Here is an 18,337-nt window from a genome sequence, read left to right on the forward strand (position 1 = left end):
CTTATAGATGATTATAATCAGTTTGTTGACAGAATCCGAAGAAAAACCGGAATTGATTTAAGTTTGTATAAAGAAGCGCAGATGAAGCGCAGGTTAACGTCACTCAGAGATAAGCGAAGCTTCTCAAGTTTCATGGATTATTTTGAGGCAATGACCCAAGATCATGATTTGTTTGAAGAATTCTTGCAGCGAATGACAATTAACGTTTCCGAATTTTTCAGAAATCCACAGCGTTGGGAAGTTCTTGAGAGTGACATTTTACCGAGGCTGATGAAAGAGTCTTCAAAATTAAAGGTGTGGAGTGCTGCTTGTTCAACTGGTGAAGAACCTTACTCCCTGGTGATGCTGCTTCGTAAGTATCTGAGTGACAGGCAATATGATGTCACTGCTACGGACCTTGATCAATCGATTCTTGATCGTGCGATAAAAGGTTTTTACCCGGAACGATCGATTAAAGATGTTCCGGAAGGGATGCTGTTGAAATATTTTCACGCTGATCAAATGGGCTACAAAGTTACAGAAGACGTTAAACAGCAGATACGATTTAAGAGACACAATCTGCTTGCTGATAATTATGACAGGGGTTACGATCTGATTGTTTGCCGAAATGTTATGATTTATTTCACAGAACAGGCCAAAGAAGAAATCTATATGAACTTCAGCCGTTCTTTAAAGCTTGGTGGAGTCCTGTTTGTTGGCAGCACAGAACAGATATTTAATCCAGGGCGATTTGGTTTTTCAGCAGAAAAAACGTTTTTTTATAAAAAAATCAGTGATGTTTGATCAGGTCAGGCTCTTAAATTTAAGAGTCTGACTTATTTTTTATCGGTAAATTTCAGAAAAATCGTTCCTTTCACTTGAAAAATTCGTTACAATCATGAACAATAGTATTATAAAACAATTTAGTACATAAAAGCGATAAAGAAAGTTGAAGGTGATGAGAGATGAGATTTTTGACAGCGGGTGAATCACATGGCCCTGAACTAACAGCCATTATTGAGGGTGTACCAAGTCAACTAAGTTTAACGGCTGAGGATATTAATAAACATTTAGCAAGAAGGCAAAAGGGGTATGGAAGAGGGCGCAGAATGCAAATTGAAAAAGACCAGGTGAGAATCACCAGTGGCGTCCGACATGGAAAAACAACAGGTGCACCGATTACGTTACATGTGGAAAATAAAGACTGGACACATTGGAAAAAAATCATGGGTGCGGAACCTTTGTCTCAGGAAGAGGAAGATGAAGTGAAACGTAAAATATCCCGCCCTCGTCCGGGACATGCTGATTTGAATGGGGCTTTAAAATACCGGCACCGGGATATGCGAAATGTTTTGGAACGTTCATCCGCCCGGGAAACAACGGTTCGCGTGGCTGTTGGAGCAGTCGCTCAGCGGATCCTGGAGGAATTTGGGATTCGATTGGCAGGTCATGTTCGTGAAATCGGAAATATAAGAGCAAAGGAACAGGAATTGCTGCCAGTAGAGGAAATCATAACGCGCTCAGAAAATTCAGAAGTGCGCTGCTTGGATACTGAGGCGGAAGAACAGATGAAACAAGCGATTGATGATGCAAAAAAGAATGGAGATACTATCGGCGGTATTGTTGAAGTTGTTGCTGAGAATGTCCCTGTTGGTCTTGGCAGCTACGTGCATTATGACCGAAAGCTCGATGCTAAAATTGCTATGTCCGTGATGAGCATAAACGCATTCAAAGGTGTGGAAGTCGGGATGGGGTTTGAAGCTGCCAGAAAAAATGGCAGTAAAGTTCACGATGAAATCCAGCACAATGAGCAAGGTTATTCAAGAAAAACAAATAACCTTGGCGGATTTGAAGGGGGCATGACAACCGGAATGCCGATCGTTGTTAAGGGAGCAATGAAACCAATTCCTACTCTATATAAACCATTGCAAAGTGTAGATATTGAAACGAAAGAACCTTTCTCTGCAAGTATTGAACGCTCAGACAGCTGTGCCGTACCCGCTGCCGCTGTGGTTTGTGAAGCTGCGGTTGCCTGGGAGCTTGCCGATGCCTTTCTCGATAAGTTTGGATCGGATACCGTAGAAGATATTCGTGCACATTTAGCTCATTATCAAAAAGAAGTGGGTGACTTTTAATGATTGACCCGGCCATGACCATACAGGCTTCTACGCATGCTTATCCAGTCTGGATTGGTCAGGGAATTCTTTCTTCCATTGGTGAAGCTGTTCAGATGACAAACCCTGACTGCAGCCGGATTATGATCATTACCGATCAACATGTTGAGAAACTTTACGGGAACAAAATCAAACAATATTTGTCGGAATACAATCATGTGCATCTGTTGGCCGTACCAAGCGGAGAAGAAAGCAAATCCTTTGATACGTATTATGAAGTGATGACGGCCATGCTCGAAGCAGAACTGGATCGTAAATCCCTGATTCTCGCAATAGGCGGTGGTGTCGTTGGAGATTTGGCAGGTTTCGCTGCGGCAACCTACATGCGGGGAATTGATTTCATCCAGGTACCCACAACATTGCTGGCACATGATAGCAGTGTTGGAGGAAAGACCGGTATAAATCACCCTCTCGGGAAAAATCTGATTGGTTCGTTTCATGCACCACAGGCAGTGATTTATGATGTGGATGTATTTTCGACGTTGAGTGACCGCGAATGGCGATCGGGGTTTGCAGAGGTGATTAAGCATGGTTTCATTCAGGATGGCGATTTCCTCGATTGGCTCGTGAATGAATTCCCGCCAAGAGATCAGCTCACACCTGAAGTGATTCGAGATATGTTGTCGAAGTCCATCGCTATCAAAGCAAATATTGTGCAAAAGGATGAACGGGAGAAAGGTGTCAGAGCCTTTTTAAATTTTGGACATACACTGGGTCATGCCATTGAGAATGACTTGGGTTATGGCGAAATTACACATGGGGAAGCTGTGATGATCGGTATTCATTTCGCTCTGCAACTCGGAGATAACATAGGAATGCTCAAAATGTCAGAAGTCAATCATGTACTTCGATTTATAGAGGAACAAGGGTTTGAATTGAAGATTCCTGAAGCCTGCAGTACAAAAAGGCTGATTGAGCGAATGAAGCGAGACAAGAAATCAAACTCAGGTAACATACATTTTGTGCTGCTTCGGACAATCGGCACTCCTGATTTGATCGAGGTTCATGATGATCATATTTATAATACGCTGGAAATGGAGGGAATCAAGCGATGATGGTAAGAGGAATCCGCGGTGCAACCACGGTTGAAAACAATTCAGCCGAAGCAATCATCGAAGCTTCTCAGGAGATGTTGCAGCAGCTTGTGTCAGACAATGACGTGAATCCGGAAAACATTTCACAAATCTGGTTTACAGTCACGCAGGATCTCAATGCAGCTTTTCCTGCTCGTTCCCTTAGGAATTTCAGAGACTTTCAATATGTTCCGGTCATGTGTGCAACAGAAATCAATGTTCCAGAGAGTTTGGAAAAATGTATCAGAGTGATGGTTTCTTATAATACGACGAAAAAACAAAAAGACATCCGCCATGTTTACTTAAGAGACGCTGTGAAACTCAGACCGGACTTATCCTTGACAAAAGAAGGAGGATCAAGGTAAAATCCCTCTTAAAGATGAGGTAAAGTGAGGAGTCACTTTCCATCTTGAATGACAGTTAAGAGCCGAGTTGAGAGAAGAATGACAGATGAGCAGAGAAGAGCAGAGTGATTGGGATGCTTACTACCCGTCTGCCCTCAGGCAGACGGATTTTTTGATAAGTCAATTATCCTTCACTTCCCATTTCCCCCAGGATAACAAAAATCCTCTACTTCTTTGATGCCGACCTTCTTTCATGCTCCATGAAAGGGTGACAAATACATGTTTCAATTCAGTAAATCAGATTTCCATGAATTTAGTAAAACTTATAAAACAGTCCCTCAAAGCACAACGGTGTTTGCAGATACACGAACGCCTATTCAATTATTTCAATATTTCGACCATGAAGCGGCATTTATTTTGGAGAGTAATGATCCACTCTCCCCATGGTCTAATTATTCTTTTATCGGTTTAAATCCAATCTACCGAATTGAGAGTGACAAAGGTGGATTTTTATTCAAGAGCCACCTCGATAATGAAATCCTCTCGAAAGCTTCAACCCTGCCCGAAATCTGGCGCGAAGCAACTGCTTATTTGAATCCGGTTCCTGATCAGACGAATGTACCGTTTCCTGGAGGGGCTGTCGGTTATACAAGTTTCGAATCCTATCACTTAACCGAAGATCGCGTACAAGCCTTCGATAATGGAGAGAAAGACGTATCATTTCTTTTTTGCGAAACGATTCTTGCCTATCATCATGGGAAAGAGGAATTAACCATCGTTCACCTCCAAAAGATTGAACCGGAATCACCGGACAACTGTCACGATCAAGCTTCGCTTAGGATAAACGCTATTATAGATCAATTATCCGGACCGATACCCGATCAGGAAGCTTTAACTCCTTTTAAAACTACGATTAAAGAAGATGTTTTCGAAGGCGTAATGTCGAGTTATACAAAAGAATCATTCGAAGCAGATGTAGAGGAAGTGAAACGTTACATTGCACAAGGCGATATTTTTCAGGCGGTCCTTTCGCAACGCTTTGAAGTTCCGGTTAAGTCCGATGGCCTCTCCTTGTACAGGGTATTACGAAAGGTGAATCCTTCACCATATCTCTATTATATCCGCTTTCCCGACCAGGACGTGATAGGAAGCTCCCCTGAGCGATTGTTAAAAGTGGATAAATCAGGAGAGTTGGAAATTCACCCCATTGCCGGCACTCGTAAACGTGGAAAAGATGATGCGGAAGACAAGGCCCTCAAAGAGGAGCTCCTTAAAGATGAAAAAGAACGCGCTGAGCATCTGATGCTCGTTGATTTAGCACGTAATGACATAGGACGTGTCAGTCAATTCGGTACAGTGAAAGTAGGCACCTATATGGAAGTTGCTTATTTCTCCCATGTCATGCATATTATCTCAAAAGTGACTGGGCAATTGACTGAAGGATTGCATCCTTTTGATGCATTATTTGCAACACATCCGGCAGGAACGGTATCTGGTGCACCAAAAGTCAGAGCCGTAGAGATCATACAGGACCTCGAGAAACAACGGAGGGGAGTATATGCCGGTGCCATAGCCTATTGCGGGTTCAATGATGCCATTGATTCGTGTATCGCAATCCGGACGATGATCGTGAAAAACGGGACCGCTTATGTGCAAGCTGGAGCCGGAATCGTACAGGATTCAGTGCCTGAACTTGAGTATGAAGAAACACGCAATAAAGCCAAGGCACTCCTTTATGCGATTCAAGTCGCTGAAGCCCGCACGCAATCAGAGGAGGTCAACTCAAAATGAAACGGACCATAGATCAACTGATGGAACATCAAACGTTAACGGAAAAAGAAGCGAAGCAGTTTGTGGAAGAAATGATGACAGGCAAGCATAACCACGAAACAATGGCTGCCGTATTAGCTATCATGCAATTTCGCGGCATCACAGCCGAAGAGCTGGCCGGTTTTGCAAAAGGAATGCAGACAAAAGCCAAGAATATTTCAATTCCAGGTAAATTGCTGGACACATGTGGAACAGGTGGTGATTCATCCGGCTCTTACAATGTGTCGACGGCTTCCGCGATCCTGCTGAGCAGTATGGGCGTGAATATTGCGAAACACGGAAATCGAAGTATCTCTTCAAAGACTGGCAGTGCGGATGTCCTTGAAATCTTGGGTATTCCCTTTCATCAAAGTGAAGAAGAAGCAATAACAGCAATTTCAAAGAACCATCTCAGTTTCTTTTTTGCCCCGGATTATCATGCCGCAATGAAATATGTCGGCCCCGTGCGGGCAGCACTAAAAATAAAAACGATCTTCAATTTGTTAGGGCCACTTACGAACCCTGCAGGTGCATCTTACAGAATCATTGGTGTATATGGTGAAAAAGAAGCAGACATTATGGCAGAAGCTGTTAAGCGCCTGAACTTAAACAAAGTACTCATTGTAACCGGACACGACGGATTGGATGAATTAACGATTACTGGTCCGAGCAGAGTCATAGAGGTGACTGGGGATGTTTCAAAATCCTATACAATCACACCGGAAGAAGTCGGTTTAAAGCGTGGTCCCATTGACAGTGCAGTAGTCACATCGGCTCAAGAGAGTGCCAATCTGATCAAAAGCATCTTTAATCAAACGGCATCAGAGGAAGCAACAGGCCTTCTGCTCCTGAACGCGGGAGCGGCTCTATATACTGCAGGTGAAGCCACTTCGATTGCAGAAGGTGTCAAGCTTGCAAAACAGGCTCTGGGAGACCAAGTACTAAAGCACTTAGAACAGATTCAGCAATCCCAAACAGGGGATCAGATGGAGGAACAGGCATGACAACGATTCTTGACAAGATTGTAAAAACGAAACAAGAAGAAATTAAACACATTATTTTGCCGGAACAACGGATAACCAATCGTCCGAACGTTTCTTTCGTCAAAGCTGTAAAAGGCTCAATGCATCCATTGGGTGTGATCGCAGAAGTGAAAAAAGCAAGTCCCTCCAAAGGTATTATTAAAGAAGACTTTGCCCCTGTAAATATTGCGAGAATTTATTCTCAAATTGGAGCCGATGCAATTTCGGTATTAACGGACGAAAACTATTTTAAAGGGCATAAAAATTATCTGACAGCCATTAAAGAATCGGTTGATTTGCCATTACTTCGAAAAGACTTCATCATCGAAAGTGTTCAGGTTCAGGAATCCGAACGAATCGGCGCAGATGCAATCCTCCTGATTGCTGCTATTCTTGAACCACGGCAGTTGGCAGAATTATATCATGAAGCCAGAGAACTTGATTTGGATGTATTGATTGAAGTGCATGATGAATCCGAACTTGAACAGGTTCTTCAAGTAGTGACCCCTGAATTAATCGGGGTAAATAACCGGGATCTTAGAACGTTCGAAACCGATCTGGCTGTGACAGAAAGGCTGGGAAAACTTGTTCCACAAGGCACTACACTGATCAGTGAAAGTGGTATTCATAATCATAAAGATGTTTTACGCGTTATTCATTCGGGTGCAAAGGGTATTCTTGCAGGAGAATCCTTCATGCTGGCTGAAGATAAGCAGGCTTTTATGAACCAGTTGATATACGGGGAGGCGTAAGGATGAGCATCAAGCTGAAATTTTGCGGGATTACCAGTGAATCAGACTACAAAAAGGCAATAGCGCTATCCCCTGACTATGCAGGTTTTATCTTCGCAGATTCAAAACGAAAAGTAAATCCGGAAGATGTGGCAAGCTGGATTCAAAAATATTCAAATGGCAAAACACGTCATGTCGGCGTTTTTGTAAATGCCACTGAAGAGGAAATGGTCGAAACAGCTGTTCTGGCAAATCTTGATGTGATTCAAGCTCATGGAACAGAAGAGTTGGCTGTATTAAAACAAGTGAAAGAACGAACAAACAAACTGATTTTCAAAACGATCCATCATTCTGATCAAGGTATCGATCTGATGAAAAAATATGAAATCATCTCTGATGGCTATATTATTGATACATTATCCCAGGATGGTTGGGGAGGAACCGGACAATCCTTCAATTGGAATTCGGTCCCGGCTTATGAAACACTGGCTTCACAACAAGGGAAGGTGTGCCTGATTGCAGGCGGTGTAACACCTGATAATATCAAAGAATTGATAGCTTGCGGCGCAAGAGGTGTTGATGTATCATCCGGAACAGAAACTGATGGGATTAAAGACGAAAGGAAGTTGAAAAGTATGATGGATTCAACGAAAGGAAAATACAACGCTCCGGATTCTTTCGGACGATATGGTGAATTCGGCGGGAAATATGTCCCCGAGACGTTAATGTACGCTCTGGAAGAATTGGAAGCAGCTTTTTTGGATGCGAAAGAAGACCCGGCATTCCAGGAAAAGCTGACAAGTGAACTGGAACGATTTTCAGGCAGGCCCACGGCATTGACATATGCACCTCAGCTGACTGAACATTATGGCGGAGCGAAAATCTATTTAAAACGTGAGGATTTAAATCATACCGGAGCCCACAAGATCAATAATGCACTTGCTCAAGGGTTACTGGCAATGCGGATGGGTAAAAAAGAGATTATTGCTGAGACCGGTGCTGGACAACACGGTGTAGCAACGGCCACAATGGCTGCACGATTCGGATTGAAATGTAAAGTGTTTATGGGAAAAGAAGACATCAGAAGACAGGAGCTAAACGTATTTCGAATGAAGCTTATGGGTGCTGAGGTTATTGAAGTAACCTCCGGAGGTCATACGTTGAAGGATGCTACCAATGAAGCGATCCGCCACTGGGTAGCCCATGTAGAGGATACGTTTTATATCATTGGCAGTGTCGTGGGACCTCATCCATATCCAATGATGGTACGGGATTTCCAGCGGATCATCGGTGATGAAAGCAAGCAGCAGATGATCGAAGAAACCGGGAAATTACCTGATGAGGTCGTAGCATGTGTCGGAGGCGGCAGTAATGCCATGGGCATGTTCTACCCATTTCTCGATGATGATGTGCGTTTAACGGGTGCAGAAGCAGCCGGGAAAGGTGTTGAAACCACGGAACACGCTGCGACACTGTTTAAAGGACGTAAAGGTGTTCTGCATGGATCTCTCAGCTATTTGATCCAGGATGTTGACGGAAATATTACCGAACCTTATTCAATTTCTGCAGGTCTGGATTATCCTGGTATAGGACCGGAACATGCCCATCTTCGTGATACAAAACGTGTTCAATACGTCCCAATCACTGATGATGAAGCAATGGATGCATTGAAGGATTTAGCTGAGCTCGAGGGGATCCTCCCTGCGATAGAAACAGCCCATGCACTGGCTTATGTAAAGCAAAAAGCTCCTGAAATGGATGAAGATGAGGTACTGCTCGTTTGTCTGTCAGGGCGCGGTGATAAAGATGTGCAGACCATACAGGCAAAAGTGGAAGGGGATGTCCAGTCATGAACCGCTTAAATAACGAAGCATTCACGAAAGCAACCAAGCGATTTGTACCTTATATGATGAGTTCTGACCCTTCTCCGGAAGTATCGGTGGATATTGCGTTAACTTTACAGGAAGCAGGGGTTGAAGCGCTCGAATGGGGCGTACCTTTCTCAGATCCATTAGCAGATGGTCCTGTTATCCAGGAAGCAGGACAGCGTGCTTTGAAAAGAGGCGGCAGCCTGACTAAAGCCTTATCCACCATGAAGGATGCCAGAGAACGTGGTTTGACACTTCCGACCGTACTGTTCACCTATGTGAATCCAGTGCTGAGTTTCGGTTTTGAGAAACTTGTTCAAGAAATGGGCGAAGCAGGCTTTGACGGACTATTGATTCCGGACTTACCCTATGAGGAAAGTCACTCATACCGGGAATACTGTCAGAAGCACGATCTCTCTTTGATACCATTAGTTGCACCGAGTTCAAGGTCCCGTGTCGAAAAAATCTGTAAAGATGCGGATGGATTCGTTTATTATGTAACTTCATTAGGCGTAACAGGTACGAGACAGGAGTTCTCAGAGACATTGAAAGCAGAAATTGAAACCGTGAAGTCATTCAGTCGTGTACCAGTCTTGGCCGGGTTTGGTATTTCCACGCCTGAACACGTTTCTTTTTTTCAAAAAATTGCCGATGGGGCAATTGTCGGCAGTGCCCTCGTTAGAAAAATCGGTTCGCTTGAAGAAGACTTGCTCGATCCCGAAAGAAAACACGGAGCATTGAATGAGATTAAAGGATTTGTACAAGAACTGATTTCGTACTAATATAGAGTCATAGGAAGTCTGAGTGGAGGCGATGGATATGAAAATCAAACAATCGATGGTAGGACTCGTTCCCTACCAGCCAGGTAAACCGATCGAAGAAGTGAAACGGGAGTTGGGACTCAAGGAAGTCATCAAGCTTGCCTCCAATGAAAATCCATATGGTGCATCTCCGGATGTGAAAGAGGCCATCATGGAAGCTTACCAGGATATTGCTGTGTATCCGGACGGGTATGCTCGAGAACTAAGAGAAGCTGTGGCAAGTCATGTGAATGTTTTACCGGAACAGCTGATTTTTGGGAACGGTTCAGATGATGTGATTTTGATTTTATGCCGATCATTTTTAACGCCAGCAGATAATATTGTCACTGCAAATCCTACATTCTCACAATACCGGCATAACGCCGTCATTGAAGGTGCAGAAGTAAAAGAGATCCCTTTGAAAGAAGGCGTACATGATCTCGATGCCATGCTTGATGCGATAGATGAACAAACGAAAATGGTTTTTGTCTGTAATCCGAATAACCCGACAGGAACTTATAACAGTTCTCGGGAATTTATGAACTTCATCAAACAGGTACCTGAAGATGTGCTTGTGATCAGTGATGAAGCTTATATTGAATATGTGACTGCAGAGGATTATCCGGAAACGATTCCTTTGATTAAGGACTATCCGAATCTGATGATCTTACGAACTTTTTCAAAAGCATATGGATTGGCAGCGCTCAGAGTCGGTTTCGGAATAGCCAATGAAGAACTGATTCGTGTAATTGATCCCGGGAGAGAACCGTTTAATACGAATACAATGGGGCAAAAAGCTGCGGTCGCTGCTTTGAAGGATCAGGATTTTATTCAAAGCTGCACAAAGCAGAATCATCAGGAAATGAAGAAATACGAAGAATTTTGTCGGGAATCAGGTTTTCACTACTTCCCATCCCAAACAAACTTCATCTTGATGGATTTAAAAAAACCAGGGAGTGAAATCTTTGATTACCTTCTGCGAAGAGGATTTATTACCCGAAACGGTGAAGCGCTGGGTTTCCCTACAGGCATCCGAATTACATTAGGTTCACCGGAACAGAATGACCTGATTATCAGTGAGTTGAAGAAGTGGCTGACTGCGGAGGTGCACCCCACATGAAGCGCGTTTTTATCATCGGACTTGGTTTAATCGGTGGTTCGCTTGCCCTTGCGATCCGTAAAGGTCAGCCGAATATTACGATCACCGGGTTTGACACAGATCCCTCCACAATGAGATTGGCAAGCAGTCTTCAAGTAATTGATGAAGCGGCGGCGTCTGTTGCAGATGCCGCCCTTACAAGTGATGTCATCATCCTCGCAACACCTGTTGCAACATCGCTGAAACTTGTTGATGAACTGAGCGGACTGCCGCTCAAAAAAGGTACAATTGTAACAGACGTCGGGAGCACAAAGGCATCGATTGTAAAACACGGGAAGAAATTGACGGATAAAGGGGTTTGTTTCATTGGTGGACATCCTATGGCCGGATCGCACAAATCCGGTGTGGAAGCATCGAATGAACGCTTGTTTGAAAATGCATTTTATGTCTTATCCCCTAATGGACAAGCAAGTGACTCAGAACGGATCAAACTGCAAAATTTATTAAAAGGAACCCGCGCTAAATTTATTGAATTACATGCAGAAGAACACGATCGCTTTGCGGGTCTCATCAGTCATTTACCGCATATGATTGCTTCAGGACTGGTGCATCAACTTGCGGAGGCTGAAGAAAATCACCCTGTTATTTCTCAATTGGCCGCCGGCGGATTTCGGGATTTGACGAGGATAGCTTCGGCATCTCCGGATATGTGGCGGGATATTTTACTGCATAACCGTGAAGTCCTGTTATCACTTTTAGATGATTGGAAAACTCAGGTGAATAAAATGGAAACCATTCTTACGGATGGCGATCCGCAAGAGATTTATAATTTCTTTTCCAAGGCAAAAGCGTCGCGGGATCAGTTACCATCCAGAAAAAAAGGCGCAATGCTGCCGTTTTATGATCTGTTTGTTGATATACCGGACCATCCGGGCGTGATTTCAGATGTGACAGCGATTCTTGCTCGAGCGGGAATCAGTATTACCAATATTCAAATCATTGAAGCGCGAAATGACATGCTTGGTGTCCTTCGGCTCAGTTTTCGCTCGGGTGAAGATTTGGAACTGGCCCAGGCGAAACTGGCGGAACATCTGTACGATACATATGAAGCGCCATAATTCGAAAGGGGAAATCAATGTGGGATCAATGGAAATCGGTAAAACGAACCATGGCTTGAGGGGCACTGTCAAAATACCTGGAGATAAATCCATCAGTCACAGGGCAGTGTTGTTTGCTTCTTTGGCAAAAGGTGTATCTCAAATTGACGGTTTCCTTGAGGGGGAAGACTGTCTCAGTACGATTGCCTGCATGAGGCAATTAGGTGTGGAAATCGATCAGAACAATGATCAAGTGACTGTTTACGGCAATGGCCTGGATGCTTTGCAGGAACCGGCGCGTGTACTTGATATTGGAAACTCTGGAACAACGATTCGATTATTAATGGGTGTTCTTGCGGGTAGACCTTTTTCTTCGGTTCTTCAAGGTGATGATTCGATTGCCAGACGTCCAATGGCTAGAGTGACAGGGCCGTTGAAGATGATGAACGCGAGGATTGATGGCCGTCAACTGGGAGATTTAACGCCTCTGCACATTCGGGGAGGAGAACTAAGAGGGATTCGTTACCATTCACCAGTGGCCAGTGCTCAGGTGAAATCAGCTATACTTCTGGCAGGACTGCAGGCAGAAGGCGTCACAACGGTTGTGGAACCTCATAAATCAAGAGATCATACAGAACGGATGTTAAAAAGTTTTGGCATCTCGGTCCGTTCTGATGAACATTCAGCTTCTGTTCAGGGTGGACAAATGCTTCACCCGGTTCAAATCCATGTCCCTGGAGATATCTCTTCAGCGGCATTCATGCTGACGGCGGCTTCCATTGTAAAAGGAAGTGATTGTGTTCTTGAGAATGTTGGATTGAACCCAACCAGAAATGGTGTAATTGAAGTCTTGGAAAAGATGGGAGCGGATATGACTTTTCTCAATGAACGAATGGCTGGAGATGAACCCGTTGCAGATATCCGTGTCCGATTTGCTCCACTGAAGGCCATAACGATCGAGGGTGGCCTGATTCCTAGACTGATCGATGAAATTCCGGCTATAGCTGTTCTTGCGACGCAGGCAGAAGGGACCACCATCATAAAAGACGCTGAAGAACTGAAGGTCAAAGAAACCAATCGCATTGATACCGTTGTGAACCAGTTGAAAGAATTAGGTGCTGAAGTTGTAGCTACGGAAGATGGTATGATGATTCACGGCCCGGTGAGGTTAAGAGGCGGGGAGGCAGACAGCTTCGGAGACCATCGGATTGGAATGGCAATGGCCTTGTGCGGACTGATCAGTGATCAACCCGTTTCAGTGAATGGCACTGAGGCAATTGCTGTCTCATACCCCAATTTTTTTGAGCAGTTGGAAGAGTTAAAGATGAATGATTGAAAGTTAGGTGAATGATGATGAACGAAGTACTTGCCCAGGCAATCCAGCAAATTGAACAAGGGCACCATGAGGAAGGACTTAAGGCTGTGGAGGGTTTGATCCCAAAAGCAGATGATGAGACGAAAAGAACAATTGCTGAACTTTATTTTGAATTGGGACTGGTGGATCAATCGCTGATTCTCCTGGAGGAATTAATGTTTCAATATCCGGACCAAGGTGAATTGTTTGCCTTTGCTGCCGAATGTTACAGTGAATTAGGAAAAGAAGATGAAGCGATTGATATGCTGACTGAAGTTAAAAAAGGGGACCCTGCTTTTATTCAGGCAAGGCTTTTGCTTGCTGATCTTTACGAATCAGATGGATTGGAAGAAGTCGCTGAAAAAAAACTGCTTGAAGCATTAGAAGAAGAACCTGATGATGCGGTTCTTCAATTAGGCCTTGGCGAATTCTATCTGAACCGGGGAGAATTTCAAAAAGCAATCTCTTATTATAAACAAGTCATTCTTCAACAGAAATTACCTGAAGAATTTCCGGTTCACCCTGAGCTCCGTTTGGCTGAAGCCTACAGTGCAATCGGTGAATTTGAAGATGCCCTTGCTCATTATAAGTTAGGTCTCGGGGACGAAGAGCCGCCTGATGCACTGTTTGGCTATGCAGTTACGGCAATGCAACTTGATGACGTTGAAACGGCGCTCAGTGCCTTTGAACGTTTACTGGAAGCAGACCCGGACTATACGACGGCTTATCCACTTTTAGCGAAGGCTTTAATTGCTGAACAGCGCTATGATGAAGCCGTGTCTGTTCTTGAAGATGGCATTAAAAAAGATGAGTTTAATGAAGATCTTTACCTGGAAATGGCACGCTTGCAGGTCGCTAAAGGTGAACAAGCTGAAGGCATCAGTTTTTTACAAAAGGTGATCGCATTAAATCCATCGAATTTGACAGCTGTAAAAGATCTTTTAGCGATTCACGATGAACAGTCTAATTTTGATGAAATAAAAGATCTCCTTTCTTTTCTTGATGAATATAAAGAATACGATCCATTATTTGAGCGTTACCGTGGTAAAATCCTGCTTGAAGACGATGATGTTTCCGGAGCATCAGAGGCTTATCTTCAAGCCATTGACGGGTTGTCTGAAGATGAGCGTCTGCTTGAAGAAGCACTGGAAGCATTCTTATCAGCAGGGTGGATCAATCAATCCATCACCGTATTGAAACTCCTCACAGAAAAGCAGCCACACAGGGAAGATTTGCAGGATCAATTAAACAGGCTGACAAATTCAAACTAACTATCTGAAAAAAGCCGGAATATCAATCCGGTTTTTTTCAGTTTGAATGAATATTGGGAAAAATAAATCGTTTTGGCAGGAAAAATAGAAAATTTGTCGAATTAATTAATATAGGCAAAATGCTTTGTTGATTGCCTGTTTTTCTGGAAAATTTTGATAAAGGAGGGATTCCAGGTGACGAATTCAGTTCCAGTGATCGAAAAAAGAGATTTTCTGAAATGGTTTCTTGAACACCATCAATTAAAGCGACGGGAATGTGCGTGGCTTTTGAATTTTCTGATGAGTGATGACCTCCTGATGGAAAGAGTTCATTTTGTTGATGAAGCTGAACACTGCCCAAAGGCCTTGTTGATTTCTGCAAATGATGTTGAGAACGTCCCATTTGCATTTCATAAAAATCAGCATATTACTATGGACGCTGAAAAAGCTTTTCATGATATCCGTTTGAATCGAAATGAAGAAATATATATTCAGTTAAACTTCAAAGATAAATTATTGCTCAGTGAATATATGAGTGTACTAGAAGAGAATCCTTATCTTCCAGTCAATGAGGAAGAAGCAAATCTGAATGCGCTGCTTGCAGAAATGGTTGCAGATGAATCAATCAGGCAACAAAAATTGAGAGCGCTTAATTCGAAAATTGATGTTGCATTATCCAATCGGGATGAAGAAACGTTCAGTGAACTGGCAAAAGAATATGCCAATTTGAAAGCTCTCGAAACTTGAGGGCTTTTTTTCTCGTGATAAAGGGCATAAATGATGAGGATGTTGTTATAAGAGCTGCAATGAAATCATCAATGATCAATGAATGTACGAAAATTAATGCTGTTATTTGAAGAAGCTCTGGTTTAAATTCATCGAAAAATCAGGATCATATCGCCAAACTATAAAAAAGTATATTTTAAAAAATTCCGGAAATCGATCTATTTTTTTTTATTTTCTAAGTTATTTATGGTAGTGTTAGAATATAAATGTGAATGATTTGTGAACGAAGGAGAATAGTATTGTGAAATGGAATAGTCAAAGCATTGAAACATTTGTCTCAGCCAAGGAGTTTGTTGATACTGCGTTGATTCCACTCATCCCCCTCGATTTGCAACTAGATCCCTCAAAAGCGGCGCTTCAAGGCGAGTACATTGCCATACTTGCTGATGAAGTGGAAAAGCAATTGACTGGAAGAGTTATGCTGGTACCACCTTACCCATATAAACAGAACAAAGGGAAGAGTGACACGCTCATTCACGAATTGAATGAATGGAACTCTTATTATTACAATGCTGGTATGGTTAACACGATTTGTTTAACGTGCGATGAAGAATTGGTTGAGTTGAACGCGTTATCAAAAGCGCGGGTGATCTGGATGCCAATGATCCCGTTGGATCACCTTGAAGCTAGACAAGCCAAGGAAATGGTGAGGGAACAAGCTTCTCAGGTCCTGCCAAAAATCATGAAAATATGGCAAGGGAAAGGCACGGAATAATAATCATTATTTCTCTAAAATAATTCTACTCTACTAATTGACATTGAATGCAATTGTGGAATATCATATAATTATATTTATCTGTTTTCAAAATGTGAATGTTTTGTGAAAAATGAGATGTGAGGAGGGAAGGTCGTGAGCGAAAAAAAACATAAAGTGTCCAGACGTCAGTTTCTCACATATACACTGACCGGAGTTGGTGGTTTTATGGCTGCAACGATCATCAGTCCAATGGCAAGAATGGCACTGGATCCTGCACTGGAAGTCGGTGAGGAAGGTGATTTTGTTTCCGTTGGATTAAGTGAAGATGACTTAACTGATGAACCCCAGCGCGTGGATTTTGTCGTGGAGATCGAAGACGGTTGGTATGAAGATGAGCAGAACCGCTCTGCTTATGTGTATCGTAACGGTGATGAAATATTAGCTATGTCGCCAACATGTACTCATTTAGGTTGTACGGTTGGCTGGGATACAAACGATGATCACCCGGATCAATTTTTCTGCCCTTGTCACCTGGGCCGTTTCGAAAGAGACGGTACGAATATCGAGGGAACTCCGCCGACGCGTCCGCTCGACGTTTATGACGTCGAAGTCCGTGATGGCATGATTTATTTGGGGCAGATCAGACAGCGTGGGTAAAAGGGGGCGTATTTGATGTTACAGAAAGTCTATGACTGGATAGACGAGCGAGTTGATATCACGCCAATGTGGCGAGATATTGCAGATCATGAAGTGCCGGAACACGTGAACCCGGCGCATCATTTCTCAGCATTTGTGTATTGTTTTGGAGGTTTGACATTTTTTGTTGTTGTGATTCAAATATTGTCCGGCATGTTTTTAACGATGTATTATGTACCGGATATTGTGAATGCCTATGAATCAGTTTATTATCTGCAGAATGAAGTCACTCATGGCATGATTGTCAGAGGAATGCACCATTGGGGAGCAAGTCTTGTCATTGTGATGATGTTCTTACACACACTACGGGTATTTTTCACTGGTTCTTACAAAAAACCCCGTGAGCTAAACTGGGTAGTTGGTGTGCTTTTATTCTTCGTTGTACTTGGATTGGGTTTTACAGGATACTTGTTACCTTGGGATATGAAAGCGTATTTTGCAACCGTGGTAGGGTTGGAAATTGCGGAGGCGGCTCCAATCATCGGTCCGTTTATGAAGACACTGCTTGCCGGGGGCGAATTGATTGGTGCACAAACACTGACTCGTTTCTTTGCGATCCATGTTTTCTTCCTGCCAGGTGCATTACTTGGGCTGTTGGGTGCCCATTTCATTATGATTCGTAAACAAGGTATATCAGGTCCGTTATAAAATCCGGACGAAGAAGAGGAGGTTAAGCTATGAAACGCGGGAAAGGTATGAAATTCGTCACTGATTCACGAGTCACGGCGAATAGAACACCAAATATACCTAAAGATTATTCCGAATATCCGGGTAAAACGGAAGCATTTTGGCCAAACTATTTACTGAAAGAGTGGATGGTCGGCTCAGTCTTTCTGATCGGGTTTATGGTCCTGGCGATGTCACACCCTGCTCCTTTGGAACGGATTGCAGATCCTACGGATTCAGGTTATATACCGTTACCGGACTGGTATTTTCTTTTTCTATATCAACTGTTGAAATATGAATTTGCAGCTGGTGCCTATACTGTTATGGGAGCTGTTGTCATACCTGGTGTTGCATTTGGTGCATTGTTACTCGTCCCTTGGCTTGACGGAGGTAAAGAACGTCGACCTTATAAACGGCCTATCGCCAGTGGCTTGATGCTTTTTGCGATCGTCGCGATTATTTTTCTTACTTGGGAAGCGGTAGATGATCACGACTGGGAAGCAGCTGCTGAACAAGGCCAAATTGTTGATGATATCGAAATCGATGAATCAGCCGCGGGTTATGAAATTTATCAAAGCCAAGACTCTTGTATCTCATGTCACGGTGGTGATATGCTCGGTGGCGCTGCAGGTCCAAGCATGTTCGAAAGTGATTATGACAAGGATGAAGTCATGGATATTATCATTAACGGATTGAATGATATGCCGGCTGATCAGTTTGAAGGAACAGATGAGGAACTTGAAATCCTTGCAGCATTTATTGCCAATGATGGACAGGATCCTGACAATGGTGATAACGGTGAAGATGAGGATGATAATAACGACGCAAATGAAAATAATGAATAAACTTTTTACCGGCCCTTCTGTTTTGGGCCGGTTTTTCTTTTCTTTTC

General features: G+C 43.2%; 18 protein-coding genes and 1 pseudogene. All 19 read left to right on the forward strand.

The features are described 5' to 3' along the window. Window positions 1-3 precede the first annotated feature (3 nt). Window positions 4-783: a CheR family methyltransferase gene (locus BBEV_RS07210; protein WP_069364851.1), complete on the forward strand. Its 780-nt coding sequence runs from the start codon at window positions 4-6 to the stop codon at window positions 781-783. A 161-nt stretch (window positions 784-944) separates the two neighbouring features. Then, a complete protein-coding gene (gene aroC, locus BBEV_RS07215) occupies window positions 945-2,114 on the forward strand; it encodes a chorismate synthase (RefSeq protein WP_069364852.1) in 1,170 nt (389 codons plus the stop codon). Next, a complete protein-coding gene (aroB, locus tag BBEV_RS07220) occupies window positions 2,114-3,208 on the forward strand; it encodes a 3-dehydroquinate synthase (RefSeq protein ID WP_069364853.1) in 1,095 nt (364 codons plus the stop codon). Before aroC ends, aroB begins: the two co-directional genes overlap by 1 nt. Beyond that, window positions 3,205-3,591, forward strand: coding sequence for a chorismate mutase (gene aroH / locus BBEV_RS07225; protein WP_084007278.1), 387 nt, complete (start codon window positions 3,205-3,207; stop codon window positions 3,589-3,591). The genes aroB and aroH overlap by 4 nt, the downstream gene beginning before the upstream one ends. Window positions 3,592-3,849: 258 nt before the next feature. After that, window positions 3,850-5,361, forward strand: coding sequence for an anthranilate synthase component I (trpE, locus tag BBEV_RS07230; protein ID WP_069364854.1), 1,512 nt, complete (start codon window positions 3,850-3,852; stop codon window positions 5,359-5,361). Further along, window positions 5,358-6,383, forward strand: coding sequence for an anthranilate phosphoribosyltransferase (gene trpD, locus BBEV_RS07235; protein ID WP_069364855.1), 1,026 nt, complete (start codon window positions 5,358-5,360; stop codon window positions 6,381-6,383). The genes trpE and trpD overlap by 4 nt, the downstream gene beginning before the upstream one ends. 5 nt (window positions 6,384-6,388) lie before the next feature. After that, a complete protein-coding gene (gene trpC, locus BBEV_RS07240) occupies window positions 6,389-7,153 on the forward strand; it encodes an indole-3-glycerol phosphate synthase TrpC (RefSeq protein ID WP_069366649.1) in 765 nt (254 codons plus the stop codon). 2 nt (window positions 7,154-7,155) lie between these two features. Then, a pseudogene (locus tag BBEV_RS17965) lies at window positions 7,156-7,722 on the forward strand (phosphoribosylanthranilate isomerase); the annotation flags it as partial. 48 nt (window positions 7,723-7,770) lie between these two features. Continuing rightward, a complete protein-coding gene (trpB, locus tag BBEV_RS07245) occupies window positions 7,771-8,985 on the forward strand; it encodes a tryptophan synthase subunit beta (RefSeq protein WP_069366650.1) in 1,215 nt (404 codons plus the stop codon). Further along, entirely contained in the window at window positions 8,982-9,782 is an 801-nt protein-coding gene (trpA, locus tag BBEV_RS07250; RefSeq protein ID WP_069364856.1) for a tryptophan synthase subunit alpha, read from the forward strand. Before trpB ends, trpA begins: the two co-directional genes overlap by 4 nt. A gap of 37 nt (window positions 9,783-9,819) precedes the next feature. Beyond that, complete coding sequence (gene hisC / locus BBEV_RS07255; RefSeq protein WP_069364857.1) at window positions 9,820-10,920, forward strand: histidinol-phosphate transaminase; 1,101 nt, start codon at window positions 9,820-9,822, stop codon at window positions 10,918-10,920. Further along, window positions 10,917-12,017, forward strand: coding sequence for a prephenate dehydrogenase (locus tag BBEV_RS07260; RefSeq protein ID WP_069364858.1), 1,101 nt, complete (start codon window positions 10,917-10,919; stop codon window positions 12,015-12,017). Before hisC ends, BBEV_RS07260 begins: the two co-directional genes overlap by 4 nt. 28 nt (window positions 12,018-12,045) lie before the next feature. After that, window positions 12,046-13,332, forward strand: a complete 1,287-nt coding sequence (aroA, locus tag BBEV_RS07265) for a 3-phosphoshikimate 1-carboxyvinyltransferase (protein WP_069366651.1) — start codon at window positions 12,046-12,048, stop codon at window positions 13,330-13,332. A gap of 17 nt (window positions 13,333-13,349) precedes the next feature. Next, window positions 13,350-14,621 carry a tetratricopeptide repeat protein gene (locus tag BBEV_RS07270; RefSeq protein ID WP_069364859.1) on the forward strand — a complete coding sequence of 424 codons (1,272 nt, stop codon included), beginning with the start codon at window positions 13,350-13,352 and terminating at the stop codon, window positions 14,619-14,621. 174 nt (window positions 14,622-14,795) lie between these two features. Next, window positions 14,796-15,347, forward strand: coding sequence for a ReoY family proteolytic degradation factor (locus tag BBEV_RS07275; RefSeq protein ID WP_069364860.1), 552 nt, complete (start codon window positions 14,796-14,798; stop codon window positions 15,345-15,347). 280 nt (window positions 15,348-15,627) lie between these two features. Continuing rightward, window positions 15,628-16,101: a YpiF family protein gene (locus tag BBEV_RS07280; protein WP_069364861.1), complete on the forward strand. Its 474-nt coding sequence runs from the start codon at window positions 15,628-15,630 to the stop codon at window positions 16,099-16,101. Between the two features lie 135 nt (window positions 16,102-16,236). Further along, entirely contained in the window at window positions 16,237-16,740 is a 504-nt protein-coding gene (locus BBEV_RS07285) for a QcrA and Rieske domain-containing protein (RefSeq protein WP_069364862.1), read from the forward strand. A 15-nt stretch (window positions 16,741-16,755) separates the two neighbouring features. Continuing rightward, complete coding sequence (gene qcrB, locus BBEV_RS07290; RefSeq protein ID WP_069364863.1) at window positions 16,756-17,427, forward strand: menaquinol-cytochrome c reductase cytochrome b subunit; 672 nt, start codon at window positions 16,756-16,758, stop codon at window positions 17,425-17,427. Between the two features lie 29 nt (window positions 17,428-17,456). Beyond that, window positions 17,457-18,290: a menaquinol-cytochrome c reductase cytochrome b/c subunit gene (locus BBEV_RS07295; RefSeq protein ID WP_069364864.1), complete on the forward strand. Its 834-nt coding sequence runs from the start codon at window positions 17,457-17,459 to the stop codon at window positions 18,288-18,290. The last annotated feature ends 47 nt before the right edge of the window (window positions 18,291-18,337 follow it).

It is taken from the genome of Salisediminibacterium beveridgei, from assembly GCF_001721685.1.
GTDB lineage: Bacteria > Bacillota > Bacilli > Bacillales > Salisediminibacteriaceae > Salisediminibacterium > Salisediminibacterium beveridgei.

Coding starts and splice junctions, on each gene's coding strand:
- aroC (WP_069364852.1), top strand. CDS start 945: ATGAGATTTTTGACAGCGGGTGAATCACATGGCCCTGAACTAACAGCC.
- aroB (WP_069364853.1), top strand. CDS start 2,114: ATGATTGACCCGGCCATGACCATACAGGCTTCTACGCATGCTTATCCA.
- aroH (WP_084007278.1), top strand. CDS start 3,205: ATGATGGTAAGAGGAATCCGCGGTGCAACCACGGTTGAAAACAATTCA.
- trpE (WP_069364854.1), top strand. CDS start 3,850: ATGTTTCAATTCAGTAAATCAGATTTCCATGAATTTAGTAAAACTTAT.
- trpD (WP_069364855.1), top strand. CDS start 5,358: ATGAAACGGACCATAGATCAACTGATGGAACATCAAACGTTAACGGAA.
- trpB (WP_069366650.1), top strand. CDS start 7,771: ATGGATTCAACGAAAGGAAAATACAACGCTCCGGATTCTTTCGGACGA.
- trpA (WP_069364856.1), top strand. CDS start 8,982: ATGAACCGCTTAAATAACGAAGCATTCACGAAAGCAACCAAGCGATTT.
- hisC (WP_069364857.1), top strand. CDS start 9,820: ATGAAAATCAAACAATCGATGGTAGGACTCGTTCCCTACCAGCCAGGT.
- BBEV_RS07260 (WP_069364858.1), top strand. CDS start 10,917: ATGAAGCGCGTTTTTATCATCGGACTTGGTTTAATCGGTGGTTCGCTT.
- aroA (WP_069366651.1), top strand. CDS start 12,046: ATGGAAATCGGTAAAACGAACCATGGCTTGAGGGGCACTGTCAAAATA.
- BBEV_RS07270 (WP_069364859.1), top strand. CDS start 13,350: ATGAACGAAGTACTTGCCCAGGCAATCCAGCAAATTGAACAAGGGCAC.
- qcrB (WP_069364863.1), top strand. CDS start 16,756: ATGTTACAGAAAGTCTATGACTGGATAGACGAGCGAGTTGATATCACG.
- BBEV_RS07295 (WP_069364864.1), top strand. CDS start 17,457: ATGAAACGCGGGAAAGGTATGAAATTCGTCACTGATTCACGAGTCACG.